Below are 16,606 nucleotides of genomic sequence, written 5' to 3'. Positions count from 1 at the left end.
GCCCCGGTTGGGGCTTTTTTACTTCAAATCCATGCGTTTAACTGCTTAAGATAATCATCCTGCGCCTGGCTGGCGCTGACCGGCGTTAGCCACACCTCTGTGGCGGGGAGGCATTGGGAAAGCGTGGCGCAGGCGATGGGGGTGAGGGCGCCTAGGCGCGGGTAGCCGCCAATGGTCTGGCGGTCGTTCATCAGTACGATGGGTTGACCATCCGGCGGTACCTGCACCGCCCCCAGCGGAATGCCTTCGGAAATAATTCCTGTGAGCGAACCGTGTAGCGCAGGGCCGGTGAGCCGCACGCCCATTCGGTCGGCGCGGTTATCCACTTTCCAGGGGTGGTTGAACGCCTGGAAGAGTGCGCGACCGCTAAACGAGGCGATTTGCGAACCTAGTACGATAGGCAAGCGGCAGCCCGAGGTGGGCATAAGTGGGCCTTGGCCTTCTGGAATCCGGCGTAGTGCAGGAGCGGTGCCTTTCCAGGTTAAACGGTCGCCCACTTTTAACGGCTTCCCATCTTCATGTAGGCCGCCGATTTGCTCGCGGGCAGTGCAGGCGCGGCTACCCAGCACCTCCGGCGCGTTTAGCCCGCCGGGAAAGGCGAGGTAGGCGCGCAGGCCGTGGCGCGGTTGGCGGAACTCCAGGCGCTGGCCGGGCAGTAGCTTAAAGCTGGCGTTGGGAGCGAGCGGCTTGCCATCCAGTTGGGCGTCCAGATCCGCACCGGTCAGCGCTAGGCGCACCTCGCGTTCGGTTTCAAAGCTCAGGCCGCCGCCCATAACGATTTCCAGCGCGGCGCTGTTTAATGCGTTGCCCAGCAGCCAGTTGGCCCAACGAAAAGAGATCCAGTCGGCGGCGCCGCCCTGGGTAACGCCTAAATGGCCGACGCCAAAGCGTCCTGCATCTTGAATCAATGCCAGTGGGCCTGCTTGTTTAACCACTATGCCTGTTTGCGCATTGTTCGTCGTGACCTGGCTCATGGGCGCTCCTCCATGGGCGTGGTATCGCCACCGTCCGCTTCAAACTCCGCCCGGGAGATGGCTCTAAAACGCACCTTGTCGCCGGGGCGGAAAAGCGGATCGCCGCGCTTGGCATGCTCGAACAGCGGCACGTTGGTGCGACCCAGAATATTCCAGCCGCCCGGCGAGAGCAGTGGGTAAATGGCAGTTTGACGATCGGCGATGCCCACGCTTCCGGCGGCAACTTTTCGCCGCGGCGTTTTCAGGCGCGGCGTAGCGAGCGATTCGTCTACCAAGCCCATAAAGCCATAGCCGGGCGCGAAGCCGAGTGCGAATACGCAGTAGTCGTGGTTGCAGTGCTGCTTAATCAGCTCATTCACGCTGATGCCAGCACGCTTGGCGACCAGGGGTAACTCAGGGCCCACTCTTTCGTCGTACCACACCGGGATGTCATGGAGCTCACCGGCTTTTGTATCCACAGGGGTGAGGCCAGAAAGCGCCTTGTGAATAAGTTGCATAGCCTCGCTATGGGCTAACTGCTGGCAATCGTAATGCAGCAACAGCGTGGTGTAAGAGGGTACCAAGTCAATTAACACGTTCCCAAAGGCGTTACGCAGCGCTTGGTCGGCGGCGATGACCCAGGCCATATTGGCTTCGTCGATGGCGTCGAACAGGCGCACCATCAGGGCATCCATGGCGGCGGTTTCAATGCGCACCTTCACGCCTGCTCCAACGCCTGAAAGGCCTCGCGGATAGCGCGAACGGCAGCCACGGACTCAGGGTTATCGCCGTGAACGCAGAGTGTGTCGCAGGCTAACTGCAGCTGGGTGCCATCAAGCGCGGTCAGCGGCTCGCCTTTGGCCAGCATAATGGCTTGATTGACGATGGTGTTCTGGTCGTGGTGAACGGCATTGGATAAACGCCTGGAGGCCAAGTGGCCGTTGGCGTCATAAGCGCGATCAGCAAAGGTCTCGAACCACAGGGTAATGCCCAGCTTGGCGGCTAGCTCGCGGTGTGGCTCAGGGTCGGCGGTGGACATAATCATCAGCGGCAGGCTGGAATCGTAAGCACGCACCGCGCGCATCACGCCCTCCAGCAGCGCCGGGTTGGCGGCCATGTCGTTATATAGCGCACCGTGAGGTTTGATATAGCTTAGCTGAGTGCCTTCGGCTTGGCATATGCCCGCCAATGCCCCCACTTGATAAAGCACCATATCTTCCGCTTCTTCTGGCGAGCAGGCCATGGAACGGCGACCAAACCCCATCAAATCCGGGTAACCGGGGTGCGCGCCAATACGTACACCATGTTGAACCGCGAGTTTGACGGTGCGGCGCATCACGTGGGGGTCAGAGGCGTGGAAGCCGCAGGCGATATTGGCGCAGTCGACATACGGCATTGCTTCGGCATCCAGCCCAATCGTCCAGTTGCCGAAACTTTCGCCCATATCGCAATTAAGCAGAGGGATAGCCATAGCGACTCCTGACTCCTGTTAGTTGTTAATGCGTTCACTTGGCAAAAAGTAGCATCGTCAGTCACCACCAATATATGAACACGGCTTGCTGAGTGCCAATCGTTTTTGTCGATACTAACTATCGGGCGCTCCTATCATATTGTTATTTATTGAAAAATGGTTGACGGAGGGAGGCGATACGCTTATCACAGTATAGGCGTGGCGTGATAATAACGTTGGTCGCATTTTGCTGTCGGGAGTGGTCTCAAAGTTGCATAGTGAGATGGTCGCTGTGTGTGGTAACCCTCGGCAGTCAGGATGTAACAGCGCAACGGTGTTTTTCCACTTTAGAAGGTTATGGGTAGGCGAGTCACTATGCTCGATTTTAAAGAACTTGAGGCGTTTGTATGGGCGGTAAGGCTTGGCTCCTTCCGTAAGGCGGCGACCCGCCTGCACCTTACCCAGCCTTCTGTATCTGAGCGTATTTCACGCCTTGAATCCACGGTAGGAGAATTGCTGCTGGAAAGGTCTGCTCGGCCTATTCAGCCGACCATGCGCGGTCGTGAGTTCTTTGTCCACGCTGAGCGGATGCTGCACCAACGCGATGAGGCAATGAAGCTATTCGATAGCGAAGAGGCTTTTTCTGCACCACTTCGGCTCGGCACGATTGAAACCATTGCCCATAGCTGGTTTCCCGACTTTATGCGCAGGCTCACCGAGCGGTACCCGCGTCTCACCATCGAATTGACGGTTGATTATTCGCCGGTGCTGAATGAGCGGCTACTGAGCAATGAGCTGGATATTGTGCTGGCGATGAATGGTTATTCGCCGCAGAAGCAGATCGAGTCCGAGTCACTGAGCCCCTACGAAATGGGCATGTTTGTCTCTCCCCGGCACGCCAAGCTGCTGAGTGAAAGTGCCGACAGCTGGGGTAAACAATTGCCGTTTATTTCGTTTGGTAAGCAGGCGCGCCCTTATGCGGAGCTGGTGAATTACTTAGCAGAGCAGGGCGTGGCCAGCCCGCGTATTCATAGCGTTAGTACCTTGATGACGATTGTACGCATGACCACCGAAGGGCTAGGGATCGGCGCGCTGCCCGTTGCCACTGTGCTGGATGAGTGGCAGCGGGGGGAGCTCTACCGCCTTGAGCTGCCGGTGCCATTACCGGCTATGCACTATGATGCGATATGGCGCAATGCGAATCATCCGCGCTTTTGCCGAGGCGTTGCCCGCTTAGCCCAGCAGTGTGCCTGCCGCTACGCCCAGGCGCGGCGTGCCGATATGACAACAACACTTTTCTCCGGGCGCTGGGTTGCTACCTACGCCTCCTCTGGTACCACCGAAGCAATGCACTAGAAACAATGCACTAGAAGCGACGCACTAGAAGCAACGAACTATTAGAAGCACCACACTATTAATAGAAATAAGAGGGTTCTTACGATGCGCAAGACAATCACAACGTCACTACTACTGGCGACCGCCTGCGGGTTAACGGTGTCGGCTCACGCCGCAGAATGGACGATGGCGACGCCTTACGGCGATGCCAGCTTTCATACCCAAAACAACAAACAGTTCGCTGAAGATGTAGCGGAAGCAACCGACGGCGCGCTGACCATTACCGTGCATAGCGGCGGCTCGCTGGTGTCACATGGTGAAATCAAGCCGTCGGTGCGCCGTGGCACTATTGATGCAGGTGAAGTATTCCTCTCGGTTCTTTCCAATGACGACCCGATCTTTGAAGTTGATACGCTGCCAGGTGTAGCGGGTAGCTATGATGATGCCTATGCGCTGTGGGAAGCTACCAAGCCGATGATCACCGAGCTGTTCGCCTATGAAGGGTTGATTCCGCTCTACGCGGTCGCCTGGCCAGCACAAGGTATCTACACCGCTGAGCCTCTCACCGACCCTGCGCAGTTTGAAGGCCTGCGCGTTCGTGCACCCAATATTAATACCCAGCGTTTTGTCGATAACCTGGGCGGCAGCCCGACTGAAACTGAAGAGTCTGATATCCCTACCGCGTTTAGCACCGGGCGTGTAGATGCCATGATCACCTCAAGTTCCACGGGTAACTCAATGGCCGCTTGGGACTACGTGAGTGATTACACCGACGCTAACCTGTGGCTGCCCAAGAATATCGTCTTTATCAGCCAGCGCAGTTTTGATGGCCTGGATGAAGCGACCCAGGCAGCACTGATGGAAGCCGCCGCTGAAGCCGAAAAACGTGGTTGGGAAATGAGCCGCGAAGATAACGATGCCAGCCTTGCCGTTTTGCAAGAGAACGGTATTTCAGTGTCTGAGCCTAACGACGCTATTTCTGAAGCGCTTCAGGCGGCCGGTAATACGCTTTTTGAAGATTGGCAGTCTCGTGCCGACGATGAAGCCAAACAGGCGCTGGAAACTTACCGCGAGCAGCAAGGCAGCTAATTTAAGTGCTGTTTAGCTAAGTGTTGTCTAGCTAAGTGCGGACGTGATCCTGTTTGTAGGGGCGGTGGTTTTGGCGCTGCCCCTGCTTTTCATACGCGCTTTTTCCTAAGTGCTTTTTCTTAAGTGCTTTTTCCAAGCGCTTATCCTAAGTGCTTTCCCTAAGTGCATCGTGAGGCTGCGAACATGACGTTTAAATTCGATAAGCTCTATCGCCTGGGGGCTTGGGGTGCGGCGGCGTGCATGGTGGCTATCTGTGCGCTAATAGCGCTTCAAGTGACCTTCCGCTTGGTGGATGCTCTGCTGGTATTGGTTGGTCTCAGCCGCCTGGGCCTGAGTATTACCGGCGTTTCGGAAATTGCCTCTTACCTATTGGTGGGGGCGACCTTCCTGGGGCTGGCTTACACCTTTGTGCATCACGCCCATATTCGCGTAACGCTGCTAATTACCCGGCTGCCACCAGCAATTCGTGTGTGGTTTGAAGTGTTTGGCCTCATCGTCGCCCTGGCGATCAGTCTGATGCTCAGTTACGGCCTCATTGGCCTGGCGAGAGAGAGCATACAATACAATGATGTGTCTTCAGGGTTTGTGTCGATTCCGCTGTGGATTCCTCAGCTTGTACTCGCGACCAGTGTCGGGCTGCTTTGCCTGGCGCTGGCTGAAGCCCTGTTTATGGCGGTTCGCATTGCCATTCGTGACCCAGCGAGCTTTCGCGAAGCGACGGCTCCAGATGAAAGCGAGGGCTACTAAATGGCGATTTTCACCCAGCCTGTTGAAGCGACATCTCTGTTAACCACGCTGCTGCCTGAATTGGAGAGATCCTCGTGCTGCTACTAAGTCTCGCCACTATATTCACCCTTGCGGTACTCCTGGGAAGCGGGGTATGGATCGCCTTTGCGCTGATCGGCACCGCCTGGATAGCGCTTGAGTTCTTCAGCTCATTCTCCCCTGGGTCTATTCTAGCCTCAGATTTTTGGGGCGCCAGCTACGGCTGGGATCTCACTGCACTGCCGATGTTTATCTGGATGGGCGAGATTCTGTTTCGCTCCGGGCTTGCCGACAATATGTTCCGTGGCCTGTCGCCCTGGTTAAACCGCCTGCCGGGCCGTTTGCTGCATACCAATATCATTGGCAGCGGCATGTTTGCCGCGGTGTGTGGCTCTTCGGCCGCTACCTGTGCCACGGTAGGTAAAATGACTCTGCCAGAGCTGGAGCGGCGGGGCTACGACAGCAATATGGCAATTGGTACCCTGGCCAGCGCTTCCACCTTGGGGCTGTTGATTCCGCCCTCTATCGTGCTGATCGTCTACGGCGTGGTCACCGAGCAGTCGATCTCCAGACTGTTTATGGCCGGTATTGGCCCAGGTTTGATGATCCTGGCGATGTTTATGAGCTATCTCATTTTGTGGGCGCTACTTAAAGGCAACCGCGAAGGGCTTACCGGTGAAGATGAATCCGGCATGAGCTTTGCTGAAAAGCTGCGCAATACCTGGTCGTTGGTGCCTATTCTGCTGTTAATCGGCGGGATTATCTTTTCGATTTATGGCGGGTTGGCATCGCCCACCGAAGCCGCGGCAGTCGGTGTGGTGCTGTCGATTGTGATTGCACGCTTTAACGGTCATTTTAATCGCGACATTTTTAAAAGCTCGTTGTTTGCCGCCGTGCGTACCGCCTGCATGATCGCGTTCATTATTGCCGGTGCCTCGTTTCTGACCTCGGCCATGGGGTTTACCCAGGTGCCTATGAAGCTGGCAACGGCGATTGGTGAGATGGGGTTGTCGCCCACCATGCTGTTGATTGCACTAACGCTGCTGCTGTTAGTAATGGGGTGCTTTCTGGATGGTATCTCGCTGATTCTGCTGGTGACCGCGATCATTATGCCGCTGGTGAGTGCCGCGGGATTTGATCTGATCTGGTTTGGTATTTATCTGGTCGTGGTGGTCGAAATGTCGCAAATCACACCGCCGGTGGGCTTCAACCTGTTCGTGATTCAGGGGCTAACCGGTAAAGACATTTTGACCATTACCAAGGCCACGCTGCCGTTTTTCCTGCTGATGCTATTGGCGATTGCCTTAATGCATATCTTCCCTGGCATTGCGCTCTACCTGCCGGAGGCAATGACGCGTTAAGGCGCTGGTAAAAGAAAGCGTATTAACGATAAACAAGAAGCAACGCTCTGGCCGGAGCGCTTGATGACATGCATGTTCTGGCCAGAGATTTAGGATTTAGAGCGGGATTGGGTGCTGAGTTTTTTGAACGCAATGTCCTTGTTGAACTCGCCCGGGGCGCTATAGCCTTTGCGTAGCCTAGCGAGTGCTTTGGATTGCGCTTCTCTACGGCTATTGAGTACCAGCGTGTGGTTTAGCAAGAGTTGCTGAGCATTTTCAAGCAGCTCTTTGGGGTCGATAGCCGCGGGGGTATCTATCATCAGTGTTTTGGCGATCAACTCCATTTTGGGCTGCACTTCTTGTAGCACGCTTTCAAATGAGAAAGAGGGCACGCCGGCTGTTGCGCTTAAATCGTATAGGAGGGCGGCAAGCTGCTCTTCTGGTGCGCTGGATAGGCAGGCATCCGCAGTGGGGCCGGAGATGCGAACACACATTTCCATCAAGCTGTCGCTTTTAATATCGCTTTTATAGGGGGCATGGCTGAAGCGAATGGTGTTGATCAGCGTGGCCGGGAGCCCCCATTTAGCGGCTAGCCAAGCGCCAATAAGAGTGTGGTTGCAACCAAAGAAACGCTGCTCTTCTTCAATAAGGTGAGCATGGGGAATAGCGCTATCAATGTATAGTTCGTCTACTTGTTCAGGGTACGTCGCGCTCAGCGCCAATATGCCAATATCCTGCAACAGTGCTGCCGTAAAAGCATGACCTGCCTGTTTAGGGCACGTTTGCTCGGCAAGCTGACGCGCTATTAACGCAGACATAATTGACCGCTGCCAAATATGGGTATGCTGCGGCCCCTTACTGGTGTGCTGAAAAAGGTTGAAGCTCAACACCACCGTTAACGTTGCATCGAGTCCTAAACGCTGGACGGCCTCAAGGCACGTCTGTGTCGAATTGGCCGAGCGAGTATGGTGGACACTATTTGCAAGAGATATTAGCCGAGCGGTTAATGCTGGGTCATGCTCAATGGTGTCGGCAACATCGTTGATTGTCGCTTTTGAAGATTGCGTTAACCTGAGGATGCGCAGTGCGATCGAGGGGAGCGAAGGTAAGCGTTGGCACTTTAGGAAGTCGCTGATCAGAAAACCAGGCAGCGCTTCAGTTAGCATTAGGTATAGCGCTTCATCTTTTTTCGATGCTCTAGTCACGTTATCTCCTGCGCCCTTTGTAGCGTAGCTGCCAGCCATCATGAGGTGATGTCCTAATTTTACCATATACCCAGCTAGTGTTGACGTTGTTATAGTTGGAAAAGAACGGTTTATGCTATGTAGGTCGCTATATATACTTTATGAGGTTAGTGGCAAGCGCGCCAACTGCTCCAGAATTAAAAAAAGTGAGTGCAACAATGCACACAAAGAACGACGCGGCCGATATATTCCGCCAGTTGGCAGAAGGCGTAGGGCACAGTGGGAGCCCCCGTTTTTATACAACGCTGGTGGAGCGCTTAGCGACCATACTTGGCGTTGACCATGTGCTAGTGGCCGATGTTACGCAACGCCATCAGGCTGAGACGCTGGCGGTCTGGTCTAATGGCCGGTTGCTTTGCAATATCACTTACCCGCTAACCGGTACGCCTTGCGAAACCGCGTTGGGGAAGGAGCCTTGCCTTTACTTCCGTGATGTTCAGTCACGCTTTCCTGACGATAAACTGCTTTGTGAACTGGGCGCCGAGAGCTACTTAGGGCGAGCGCTCTATGCGGCGGATGGTGCGCTGATTGGCCTGTTAGCGGTGCTTAAAAATTCCCCCATGCAGTTGAATGACTTAGCCAGTGAGGTTCTGCAAATTGCCGCCGCCCAGGCGGGGGCAGAGCTGGATCGTCAAAAGGCGGAACAGGCATTAAGAAAAAGCGAAGCGGTGGCGAGGGAAAGCGAGCGGCGCCTGGATACGCTGCTCAACCACCTGCCGGGCATGGCCTACCGCTGTTTGAATGACCGTAATTGGACAATGCAGGTGGTGAGTCAGGGGGCCAAAGCATTAACCGGGTATTGGCCTGATGAATTGCAAGATAATCGACTGACCAGCTTCGCTGCCCTGATTCATCCTAATGATCAGGACAAGATCTGTCGCGAGGTGCAGTCGGCCATTGCCAATAATCGGCCTTACCGTGTGACCTACCAACTGCGCCATCGCGACGGCGGCTACCGCTGGATGTGGGAGCAGGGCCAGGCCGTGAGGGATGAAGCGGGCGACATCGTATGCTTAGAAGGCTTTATCTCTGATGTGACTGACCAGCAAGAGTCGCAGCGGGTACAAAACGCCGTGGTTCAAGTGGCTTCTACGGTCACCACACAGGTGGGTGACGGCTATTTTCAACAGTTGATTGCGACCTTGGTTAAGGTGTTGGAAGCCGACGCAGGTTTTATTGCGCTGCTGCATACGTCCCCTCAAAGCGACACAAAAGTCGTTGGACAGGCGACCACTGTCAGCATGGTGGTAGAAGGTGCTCAACACGAACAACACGCCTTTGCGCTGCGAGGCTCCCCCAGCGAGCAGGTGGTGCTAGAGCGCGAAGCCGTTATGCATGACGGCCCGCCACTGCTGTTGCCAGGCACCTTGCTCTCAACAAAGGCATGGATTGGCCGACGCCTGGATAACGCCAACGGCGAAGCGATTGGTGTGATGATGGTGTTTTATCGCCAGCCGCTGACCACTAATGCCTTTGCTACCTCAGTACTGAAAATTCTCTCCACCGGCGCTGCGGCAGAGCTTGAGCGCCGCCGTGACCACCGCCATATGCATCAGTTGGCCTACACCGATAGCACCACTGGCTTGCCTAACCGCGGGCGTTTTATGGAGTTGTTAGCGCAGATGTGGAAAGAGGCCCACCGGAGCGAGCGTGGTCTTGCGTTACTGTTATTGGATATCCGCCGTTTTAAGGAGGTTAATGACCTGCATGGTCATCAGGTGGGGGATCAACTGCTGGTGACGGTGGCCGAGCGTTTACAGCAGATCAGCCACATGCATGGCGCATTGGCGCGCTTATCTGGGGATGAGTTTGCCTTGCTAGTCGCCGTCGCTGATCCCGTTGATATCGGCGTGCTTGTCGAGCAGCTACGTTCAGCAGTGAAGCAGCCGCTGCATTTACAGCGCCGCGTCTTTCATCTCGATGTCAGCATCGGTTTTGCCCATTACCCACAGGATGTCGCGGAGGCTGGCGAACTATTTAATGCCGCTAGTATCGCCCTTCATCATGCCAAACGGCGTGAAAACTGTACCTCTCCTTACACTCAACTTATGCGCCAGGCGTTGCACCGACGCCAACGCATGAGCGAACGGCTCAGCGCCGCTATCGCTGAGCATAAGTTAGCGCTCAACTTTCAGCCCCAGGTGAACCTTATCAATGGTCGGTTGACCGGCGCAGAAGTCTTATGCCGCTGGTACGACGACGAGTGGGGGTGGGTAAGCCCCGGCGAGTTTATTCCCTTGGCCGAAGAGCGCGGCTTGATCCGTGCCCTGGGGGACTGGGTGTTGGAAGAGTCCGCCAAGCAGTTAATCACTTGGCGTAACCAACCTGGGGGAGGGTTGCCAGGCAGGTTATCGATCAATATTTCCGCCCAACAGTTTGCTGACCCAGAGCTCACCTGCCACATTGCGCACCTCACCGCCGGTGTTTTTCCGAGCGCGATCGCTCTGGAACTCACCGAAAGCGATTTTATGCGCGACCCCGACCAAGCCGTCGAGATTACCCACACCATGCGCAAAGCAGGATACTCGCTCTCCATTGATGATTTTGGTACGGGCTACTCCTCACTCTCCTACTTGCGGCGCTTCGCTGCCGACGCGCTGAAAATTGACATCTCTTTTGTCCGCGAAATGCTCGAAAACAAAAATGACCGCACCATCGTGGAGACCATCATCGCCATGGCGCAGGCGTTAGAAATGAAGACCGTGGCAGAAGGGGTCGAAACCCAGGAGCAAGCTCGTTTGCTTGCCGACATGGGCTGCAATGAAGCGCAAGGCTACTGGTTCGGCCGCCCATTACCGGCGGATGAGTTTGCGGCGCGGTGGCTAGCACCTTAAGTCCTTATCATCGTCATCGTCTTGTCATCACCTTTGGCATACCCTACGCGCCGCCAACCCGCGATGAAAGGAGTGTCCCATGCGCCTGGCCCTGTTTGATCTTGACGATACCCTTCTGGATGGAGACTGCAGCGACCGCTGGAATTTATGGATGATAGAGCAAGGTTGGATCAGCGATGCCGACGCCTTCATGGCGCGGGCGGCGCAAATGCACCAGGCCTATCACGCGGGTAAGTTAAAGCTGGAAGAGTACTTAGCCATGACCCTGGCGCCGCTGCGTGGGCGCCGGGTAAAAGATGTACAGAAAGAGGTCGAGCGCTTTGTCGCTACCCATCTGCAGCCGCGTATTTTTGATCAGGCCTGGGCCTGCCTGGAAGCGCATCGCCAGGCAGGCGATACGCTGGTGCTGATTTCTGCTTCGTCGCGTCACCTGGTCGAGCCGATTGCGACCATTCTGGGCATTGAACACGTGCTGGCGGTGGAGCTCAGCGTGGAGCATGGCATTAATGAAGACCCGCGCTATACCGGTGGCAGCGAGGGTATTTTTTCCTATCGCGGCGGCAAGGTGCTGCGTCTGAAACAGTGGCTGGCCGAGCAGCAGATCACCCCCAGCCACACCACCTTCTACTCAGACTCCCGCAATGATTTACCGTTACTGCAATATGTCGATTGCCCCGTGGCAGTTAACCCAGACCCGGTACTGGCCGAGGTGGCTAGCGTTGAAGGGTGGCGGCGCTTAGACTGGCGAACGCCCCCAAGCGCTTCGTCGCCTAACGCTTTGCCAGGAAAATCGGCGCATGTCTGATGCCTACTATTTACAGTTAACCGAACAGCTACGCACCTTGATCGACCAAAATGCCGCCCAGTGGAAAGGCAAGCTCCCCGCCGAGCGAGTATTGGCCGAGCGTTTTGCCACCACACGCGTCACCCTGCGCCAAGCACTTTCTCAGTTGGAGGGGGAGGGCCTGATCCACCGCAGTAACCGGCGCGGCTGGTTTATCTCTCCCGCCCGGTTAGTCTACGACCCCACCCGTGACGCGGGCTTTAACGACTATGTGCGCGCCCAGGGACGACAGCCTCGCACCGCTGTTTTGAAGCTGGAAGCCCGCGTTCACCCGCCTGCCGCTCGGGCGCTGGGCCTGCCGGATGACCAGCCGTTTCAGCATATTCGCCGCCGCCGCTACGTGGATGACCGCGCGGTGCTGGTGGAGTCGCTGTGGGTGGTGCCCGAGCGCGCGCCCGAGTTGCTGGATATCTACGCCGGGCAGTCTCTGTGGGGACTGTTGCGCGAGCGCTGGGGGCACTATTTGGCTAACCGCTCTATTCGCATGGTGTCGGAAGCGCTGTCGCCTTTGGATGCCGAAGAGCTATCCGTCGCGCCGGGCACAGCCGGTTTAAATATTAATCGTGCCATTTTTGACGACCAGCAGCGCCCCATTGAGTATGACGAAGAGCACTGGCTGCACGATTCTCTTTGCATCAGTGTGGAGCTTTCGGGGCAGCGCTAGCAGCGATTGCTTCAAGGCGATCATCATCGCTTAAAAAAACGGTCAAACAAGCGTCATCGCGGTGTCATTTAACCACGGCACACTTCTGGTCTATACCAATCACCGGGAGACCACCATCATGATCACGCGCCGTTTATTCCCCTCTACGTTATTAGCAGGCACCGCTGCCGTTGCGTTTGCTTCAACTGTGCTTGCTGCCAATGCCCAGGCCACTGAATTAACCGTGTATACCGCCGTTGAGTCGGACGACCTGCAAAAATACGCCGAGCGTTTTAACGCGGCTCACCCGGATATCGAGATTAACTGGGTGCGCGACTCCACCGGGGTGATAACCGCCCGCCTGCTGGCCGAAAAAGACAACCCCCAGGCCGACGTGATTTGGGGCTTGGCCGCCACCAGCCTGCTGGTGCTGGAAGACGAGGGCATGCTGGAGCGCTACGCCCCCGCAGGTGTTGAAAATCTTGATCCGAAATTTGTCGATGCGGCCTATCGTGATGGTGAAGACCCGGCTTGGGTGGGTATGGACGCCTGGGTAGCGGCAATCTGCTACAACACCATTGAGGGCGAGCGCCATGGCGTGCCTATGCCGACCTCCTGGGAAGACCTGACTAAGCCTGAATTTGAAGGCCATGTGATTATGCCTAACCCCAACTCGTCGGGCACTGGTTACCTGGATGTGGCCAGTTGGCTGCAGCTTTGGGGCGAAGAGCAGGGCTGGGACTATATGGATCGCCTGCATAACAATATCGCCCGCTACACCCATTCGGGCTCCGCGCCCTGCAGCCTGGCCGCGACCGGTGAAACCGTAGTGGGCGTGTCATTTGCCTTCCGCGGTGCGCGCTTGAAGTCCCAGGGTGCGCCAATTGAAGTCGTGTTCCCTGAAGAAGGCCTGGGTTGGGATATGGAAGCTTCCGCGATAGTGGCCGGTACCGACAAGCAAGAAGCAGCGCAAACGCTTCTGGATTGGTCGATCTCACGGGAGGCCAACGAGCTGTATAACGAAGGCTATGCGGTGGTGGCTTATCCCGGCGTGGCACAGCCCATCGACAACTACCCTGTAGACATCACCGAGCGCATGATTGATGCCGACTTCAAGTGGGCGGCCGTGAACCGCGAGCGCGTACTGGCCGAGTGGCAGCGTCGCTACGACGGTAAAACCGAACAATAAACGGCGATTCGCGATCAGATGCCCCGGCCCATGCGCCGGGGCTTGGAGATGTTATGCACACGACAATGACATCGCTGCTGGCGGCCGACTCGCCAGCGGTGATGACCCCCACAACGCCCCATTTGCGCATTGAAGCGGTGACCAAGTGTTTTGGTACTTTTACCGCGCTGGACAACATTTCACTGGCCATTAACGAAGGCGAGTTTGTCTGCTTTTTGGGCCCCTCCGGCTGCGGCAAAACCACCCTGCTGCGTACCATTGCAGGGCTAACCCAGCAAACGTCGGGCACGCTGATTCAGCGCGACAAGGATATTTCCCGGCTGCCCACCCAAGCGAGGGACTTCGGCATTGTGTTCCAGTCTTACGCGCTGTTTCCCAATCTGACGGTGTTTAACAATATCGCCTATGGGCTGCGCAACCGTCGGGATGACCGGGCGCGTATCGACAAGCGGGTCGCTGAACTGCTCGCCCTGGTGAACCTGACCGGCAGCGAAGACAAGTATCCGGCGGCGCTGTCTGGTGGTCAGCAGCAACGTGTTGCGCTGGCGCGGGCGCTGGCCACCGAGCCAGGCTTGTTACTACTGGATGAACCTCTCTCGGCGCTGGATGCCCGGGTACGCGGGCACTTGCGGAGCCAGATCAAAGCCCTCCAGGCGCGCCTAGGCGTAACCACTATTATGGTCACCCACGACCAGGAAGAGGCGCTGACCATGGCCGACCGCATCGTGGTGATGAACCACGGCGTGATCGAGCAAGTGGGCACCCCGGCCCAGATCTACCACCAGCCTGCCAGCGCCTTTGTGGCCTCGTTTATTGGCAGCATGAATTTCCTTGAGGTCACCGTGCAGAGCAGCGACCAGGCTTGGCTGGGTACCACGCCTTGCGCCTGCCTGCCGCATACCCTGGAATTGGGCCAGGCCGCCCAGTTGGCCATCCGCCCGGAGGCCGTGGCGCTTAGCCGTGAAGCGGGAGCGCTAAAAGGCGAGGTAGTTGGCATCGAGTTTTTGGGCCCCTTTCAGCGGGTTACCCTGCGCCTGACGGAAGCCGATCAAACGCTTATCGCCGATGTGCCCAGCCGGGATAGTAGTGACCTCGACCTGTTTGTGGGGCAGATGCTATCGATTCATCTACCCGCAGAGGCCGCCCGCCTGTACCCCGCAGGGAGTAGCCAGCAATGATGGCTAAGACCTTTACAATGTCGGCGACCAAGCCGTCGCTAGAGTCGCTGATCCGTTTGTTAGCGTTACTCGCTGGCGTCGCCTTGCTGGTGGTGGGCCTGCTGTTTCCGTTGGTGGCCATGCTGGTTAAAAGCCTGCAAGACCGCGCCGGCGACTTTATAGGCCTGGCCAACTTTGTTGAGTATTTTCAAACCCCCGCGCTGGTCAATTCGATTGTTAACTCGTTGCGGGTGGCGCTGATGACCACCGTAGTGGTGGTCGGCTTGGCGTTTGTATGCGCCTACGGAATTACCCGCACCTGCATGCCGGGCAAACGGCTGTTTCGTATGCTGGCGATTCTGCCCATTCTGGCGCCGTCGCTGCTGCCCGCCATTAGTCTGGTTTATCTGTTCGGCAACCAAGGGTTTCTGCGCGACGTGCTGGCAGGCCAGTCGATTTATGGGCCGATTGGCATTGTAATGGGCATGAGCTTTTGGATATTCCCCCACGCGCTAATGCTGCTGACCACCGCGCTAACCAACAGCGATGCGCGGCTCTACGAAGCGGCCGAAGCGCTGGGCACTCCCAAGTGGCGTACCTTTCTGACTATTACGCTGCCTGGTGTGCGCTACGGGCTGATTTCCTGCCTGTTTGTGGTGTTTACCCTGGCGATCACCGACTTTGGCGTGCCAAAAATCATCGGTGGTCAGTTCAGCGTGCTGGCCACCGACGTCTACCGCCAGGTCGTCGGCCAACAGAACTTTCAAATGGGCGCGGTGGTCAGCGTGATTCTTCTGCTGCCTGCAGTGCTCTCGTTTATCGTTGATCGCTGGATACAGCGCCGCCAGGTGGCCCAGCTCTCGGCCCGGGCAGTGCCGTGGCAGCCTACCCCCAGCCCGCTGCGGGATTGGCTCTTTACACTACTTTGCTACGCGGTGGCGGGAGCGATTGTGTTGGTGATCGGCACCGCGATGTACGCCTCGCTGGTGCAGTTCTGGCCCTACAACTTATCGATCACCTTTGAGCACTACACCTTCCAAGGTATGGCCGATGGCGGCTGGGGAGCGTGGTTTAACTCGCTCAAGCTCGCCTTTAGCGTGGCGCTGGTGGGCACGCTGGTGATCTTCTTTAACGCCTGGCTGATCGAAAAGAGCGAAGGCTTTCGCCCGCTGCGTCAAGGGTTGCACTTTATGGCCATGCTGCCCATGGCGGTGCCCGGCATGGTGCTGGGGCTTGCCTATATCTTCTTCTTCAATCAGGCGGGCAACCCATTTAACTGGCTATACGGCACGCTGATGATTCTGGTGCTTAATACCTTGATTCACTTCTACACCGTGTGCCATCTCACCTCGGTCACCGCGCTTAAACAGCTCGACCCCGAGTTTGAAGCGGTGGGGGCGTCACTCAAAGTACCGTTTTGGACGACCTTTTGCCGCGTGACGCTACCGGTGTCGCTGCCCGCGGTACTGGATATATCGGTGTACCTGTTCGTCAATGCGATGACCACGGTGTCCGCGGTGGTGTTTCTCTACAACAGCGACACGCGGCTGGCCTCGGTGGCGGTTCTCCATCTGGATGAAGCCGGTTACTTCGCCAGCGCGGCGGCCATGGCGGTGCTGATTTTCCTTACCTCGCTAGTGGTGAAGCTGCTTCACACAGTTCTTACTCATGTTCTATTAAACAACGCCCAGCGCTGGCGCATGGCGGGCTAGGCAGCATCTAGACCGCCGCCGTGCTTGAAGTTAAAGTGTTTAAAAAAATCT

14 protein-coding genes are annotated in these 16,606 nt (G+C 56.7%); 10 read left to right on the top strand and 4 right to left on the bottom strand.

The genetic code is table 11. From position 1 onward, the window contains the following. Positions 1–23: 23 nt before the first annotated feature. From A6R74_RS15990 to A6R74_RS15980, 3 genes are read right to left on the bottom strand one after another with little or no spacing between them, the layout of a single operon-like run. Entirely contained in the window at positions 24–974 is a 951-nt protein-coding gene (locus tag A6R74_RS15990; RefSeq protein WP_064235468.1) for a biotin-dependent carboxyltransferase family protein, read from the bottom strand. After that, positions 971–1,675, bottom strand: a complete 705-nt coding sequence (gene pxpB, locus A6R74_RS15985) for a 5-oxoprolinase subunit PxpB (protein WP_064235467.1) — start codon at positions 1,673–1,675, stop codon at positions 971–973. The genes A6R74_RS15990 and pxpB overlap by 4 nt, the downstream gene beginning before the upstream one ends. Next, complete coding sequence (locus A6R74_RS15980; protein ID WP_064235466.1) at positions 1,672–2,424, bottom strand: 5-oxoprolinase subunit PxpA; 753 nt, start codon at positions 2,422–2,424, stop codon at positions 1,672–1,674. Before A6R74_RS15980 ends, pxpB begins: the two co-directional genes overlap by 4 nt. A gap of 354 nt (positions 2,425–2,778) precedes the next feature. Between A6R74_RS15980 and A6R74_RS15975 the strand changes: the two genes are divergently transcribed. From A6R74_RS15975 to A6R74_RS15960, 4 genes are all read left to right on the top strand, one after another. Beyond that, the gene (locus tag A6R74_RS15975; protein WP_064235465.1) at positions 2,779–3,759 is read left to right on the top strand and encodes a LysR family transcriptional regulator; all 981 of its coding nucleotides are present in this window, start codon (positions 2,779–2,781) and stop codon (positions 3,757–3,759) included. An 84-nt stretch (positions 3,760–3,843) separates the two neighbouring features. Further along, entirely contained in the window at positions 3,844–4,827 is a 984-nt protein-coding gene (locus A6R74_RS15970) for a TRAP transporter substrate-binding protein (protein ID WP_064235464.1), read from the top strand. A 183-nt stretch (positions 4,828–5,010) separates the two neighbouring features. Next, positions 5,011–5,574: a TRAP transporter small permease gene (locus tag A6R74_RS15965; RefSeq protein WP_064235463.1), complete on the top strand. Its 564-nt coding sequence runs from the start codon at positions 5,011–5,013 to the stop codon at positions 5,572–5,574. 74 nt (positions 5,575–5,648) lie between these two features. After that, on the top strand, positions 5,649–6,953 hold the full coding sequence (locus A6R74_RS15960) for a TRAP transporter large permease (protein WP_064235462.1): 1,305 nt from the start codon (positions 5,649–5,651) through the stop codon (positions 6,951–6,953). A gap of 89 nt (positions 6,954–7,042) precedes the next feature. Here the strand turns inward: A6R74_RS15960 and A6R74_RS15955 are convergent, their stop codons facing one another. Beyond that, complete coding sequence (locus A6R74_RS15955; RefSeq protein ID WP_240488249.1) at positions 7,043–8,137, bottom strand: HDOD domain-containing protein; 1,095 nt, start codon at positions 8,135–8,137, stop codon at positions 7,043–7,045. A 197-nt stretch (positions 8,138–8,334) separates the two neighbouring features. On the opposite strand from A6R74_RS15955, the gene A6R74_RS15950 reads away from it, so the two are divergent. From A6R74_RS15950 to A6R74_RS15925, 6 genes are all read left to right on the top strand, one after another. Beyond that, positions 8,335–11,010, top strand: coding sequence for a bifunctional diguanylate cyclase/phosphodiesterase (locus A6R74_RS15950; protein WP_064235460.1), 2,676 nt, complete (start codon positions 8,335–8,337; stop codon positions 11,008–11,010). Positions 11,011–11,089: 79 nt separating this feature from the next. Next, on the top strand, positions 11,090–11,815 hold the full coding sequence (locus tag A6R74_RS15945) for an HAD family hydrolase (RefSeq protein WP_064235459.1): 726 nt from the start codon (positions 11,090–11,092) through the stop codon (positions 11,813–11,815). Further along, the gene (locus tag A6R74_RS15940; protein WP_064235458.1) at positions 11,808–12,518 is read left to right on the top strand and encodes a UTRA domain-containing protein; all 711 of its coding nucleotides are present in this window, start codon (positions 11,808–11,810) and stop codon (positions 12,516–12,518) included. The genes A6R74_RS15945 and A6R74_RS15940 overlap by 8 nt, the downstream gene beginning before the upstream one ends. A gap of 118 nt (positions 12,519–12,636) precedes the next feature. Further along, positions 12,637–13,686, top strand: coding sequence for a putative 2-aminoethylphosphonate ABC transporter substrate-binding protein (locus tag A6R74_RS15935; RefSeq protein WP_064235457.1), 1,050 nt, complete (start codon positions 12,637–12,639; stop codon positions 13,684–13,686). 53 nt (positions 13,687–13,739) lie between these two features. Continuing rightward, positions 13,740–14,864, top strand: coding sequence for a putative 2-aminoethylphosphonate ABC transporter ATP-binding protein (locus A6R74_RS15930; RefSeq protein WP_082906708.1), 1,125 nt, complete (start codon positions 13,740–13,742; stop codon positions 14,862–14,864). Next, positions 14,861–16,555 (top strand): putative 2-aminoethylphosphonate ABC transporter permease subunit, encoded by a 1,695-nt coding sequence (locus A6R74_RS15925; protein WP_064235456.1) that lies wholly within the window; start codon positions 14,861–14,863, stop codon positions 16,553–16,555. Before A6R74_RS15930 ends, A6R74_RS15925 begins: the two co-directional genes overlap by 4 nt. Positions 16,556–16,606: the final 51 nt, after the last annotated feature.

It is taken from the genome of Halomonas sp. ALS9 (assembly GCF_001651035.1).
Taxonomy (GTDB): Bacteria; Pseudomonadota; Gammaproteobacteria; order Pseudomonadales; family Halomonadaceae; genus Vreelandella.
Note: the sequence above shows the minus strand (reverse complement) of the source record. Positions and strands in the feature narration are given on the sequence as shown.

Excerpts from the sequence above, each read along its gene's own strand:
- A6R74_RS15975 (WP_064235465.1), top strand. The coding sequence starts at position 2,779 with ATGCTCGATTTTAAAGAACTTGAGGCGTTTGTATGGGCGGTAAGGCTT.
- A6R74_RS15950 (WP_064235460.1), top strand. The coding sequence starts at position 8,335 with ATGCACACAAAGAACGACGCGGCCGATATATTCCGCCAGTTGGCAGAA.
- A6R74_RS15940 (WP_064235458.1), top strand. The coding sequence starts at position 11,808 with ATGTCTGATGCCTACTATTTACAGTTAACCGAACAGCTACGCACCTTG.
- A6R74_RS15930 (WP_082906708.1), top strand. The coding sequence starts at position 13,740 with ATGCACACGACAATGACATCGCTGCTGGCGGCCGACTCGCCAGCGGTG.
- A6R74_RS15935 (WP_064235457.1), top strand. The coding sequence starts at position 12,637 with ATGATCACGCGCCGTTTATTCCCCTCTACGTTATTAGCAGGCACCGCT.
- A6R74_RS15945 (WP_064235459.1), top strand. The coding sequence starts at position 11,090 with ATGCGCCTGGCCCTGTTTGATCTTGACGATACCCTTCTGGATGGAGAC.
- A6R74_RS15965 (WP_064235463.1), top strand. The coding sequence starts at position 5,011 with ATGACGTTTAAATTCGATAAGCTCTATCGCCTGGGGGCTTGGGGTGCG.
- A6R74_RS15925 (WP_064235456.1), top strand. The coding sequence starts at position 14,861 with ATGATGGCTAAGACCTTTACAATGTCGGCGACCAAGCCGTCGCTAGAG.
- A6R74_RS15990 (WP_064235468.1), bottom strand. The coding sequence starts at position 974 with ATGAGCCAGGTCACGACGAACAATGCGCAAACAGGCATAGTGGTTAAA.
- A6R74_RS15980 (WP_064235466.1), bottom strand. The coding sequence starts at position 2,424 with ATGGCTATCCCTCTGCTTAATTGCGATATGGGCGAAAGTTTCGGCAAC.
- A6R74_RS15970 (WP_064235464.1), top strand. The coding sequence starts at position 3,844 with ATGCGCAAGACAATCACAACGTCACTACTACTGGCGACCGCCTGCGGG.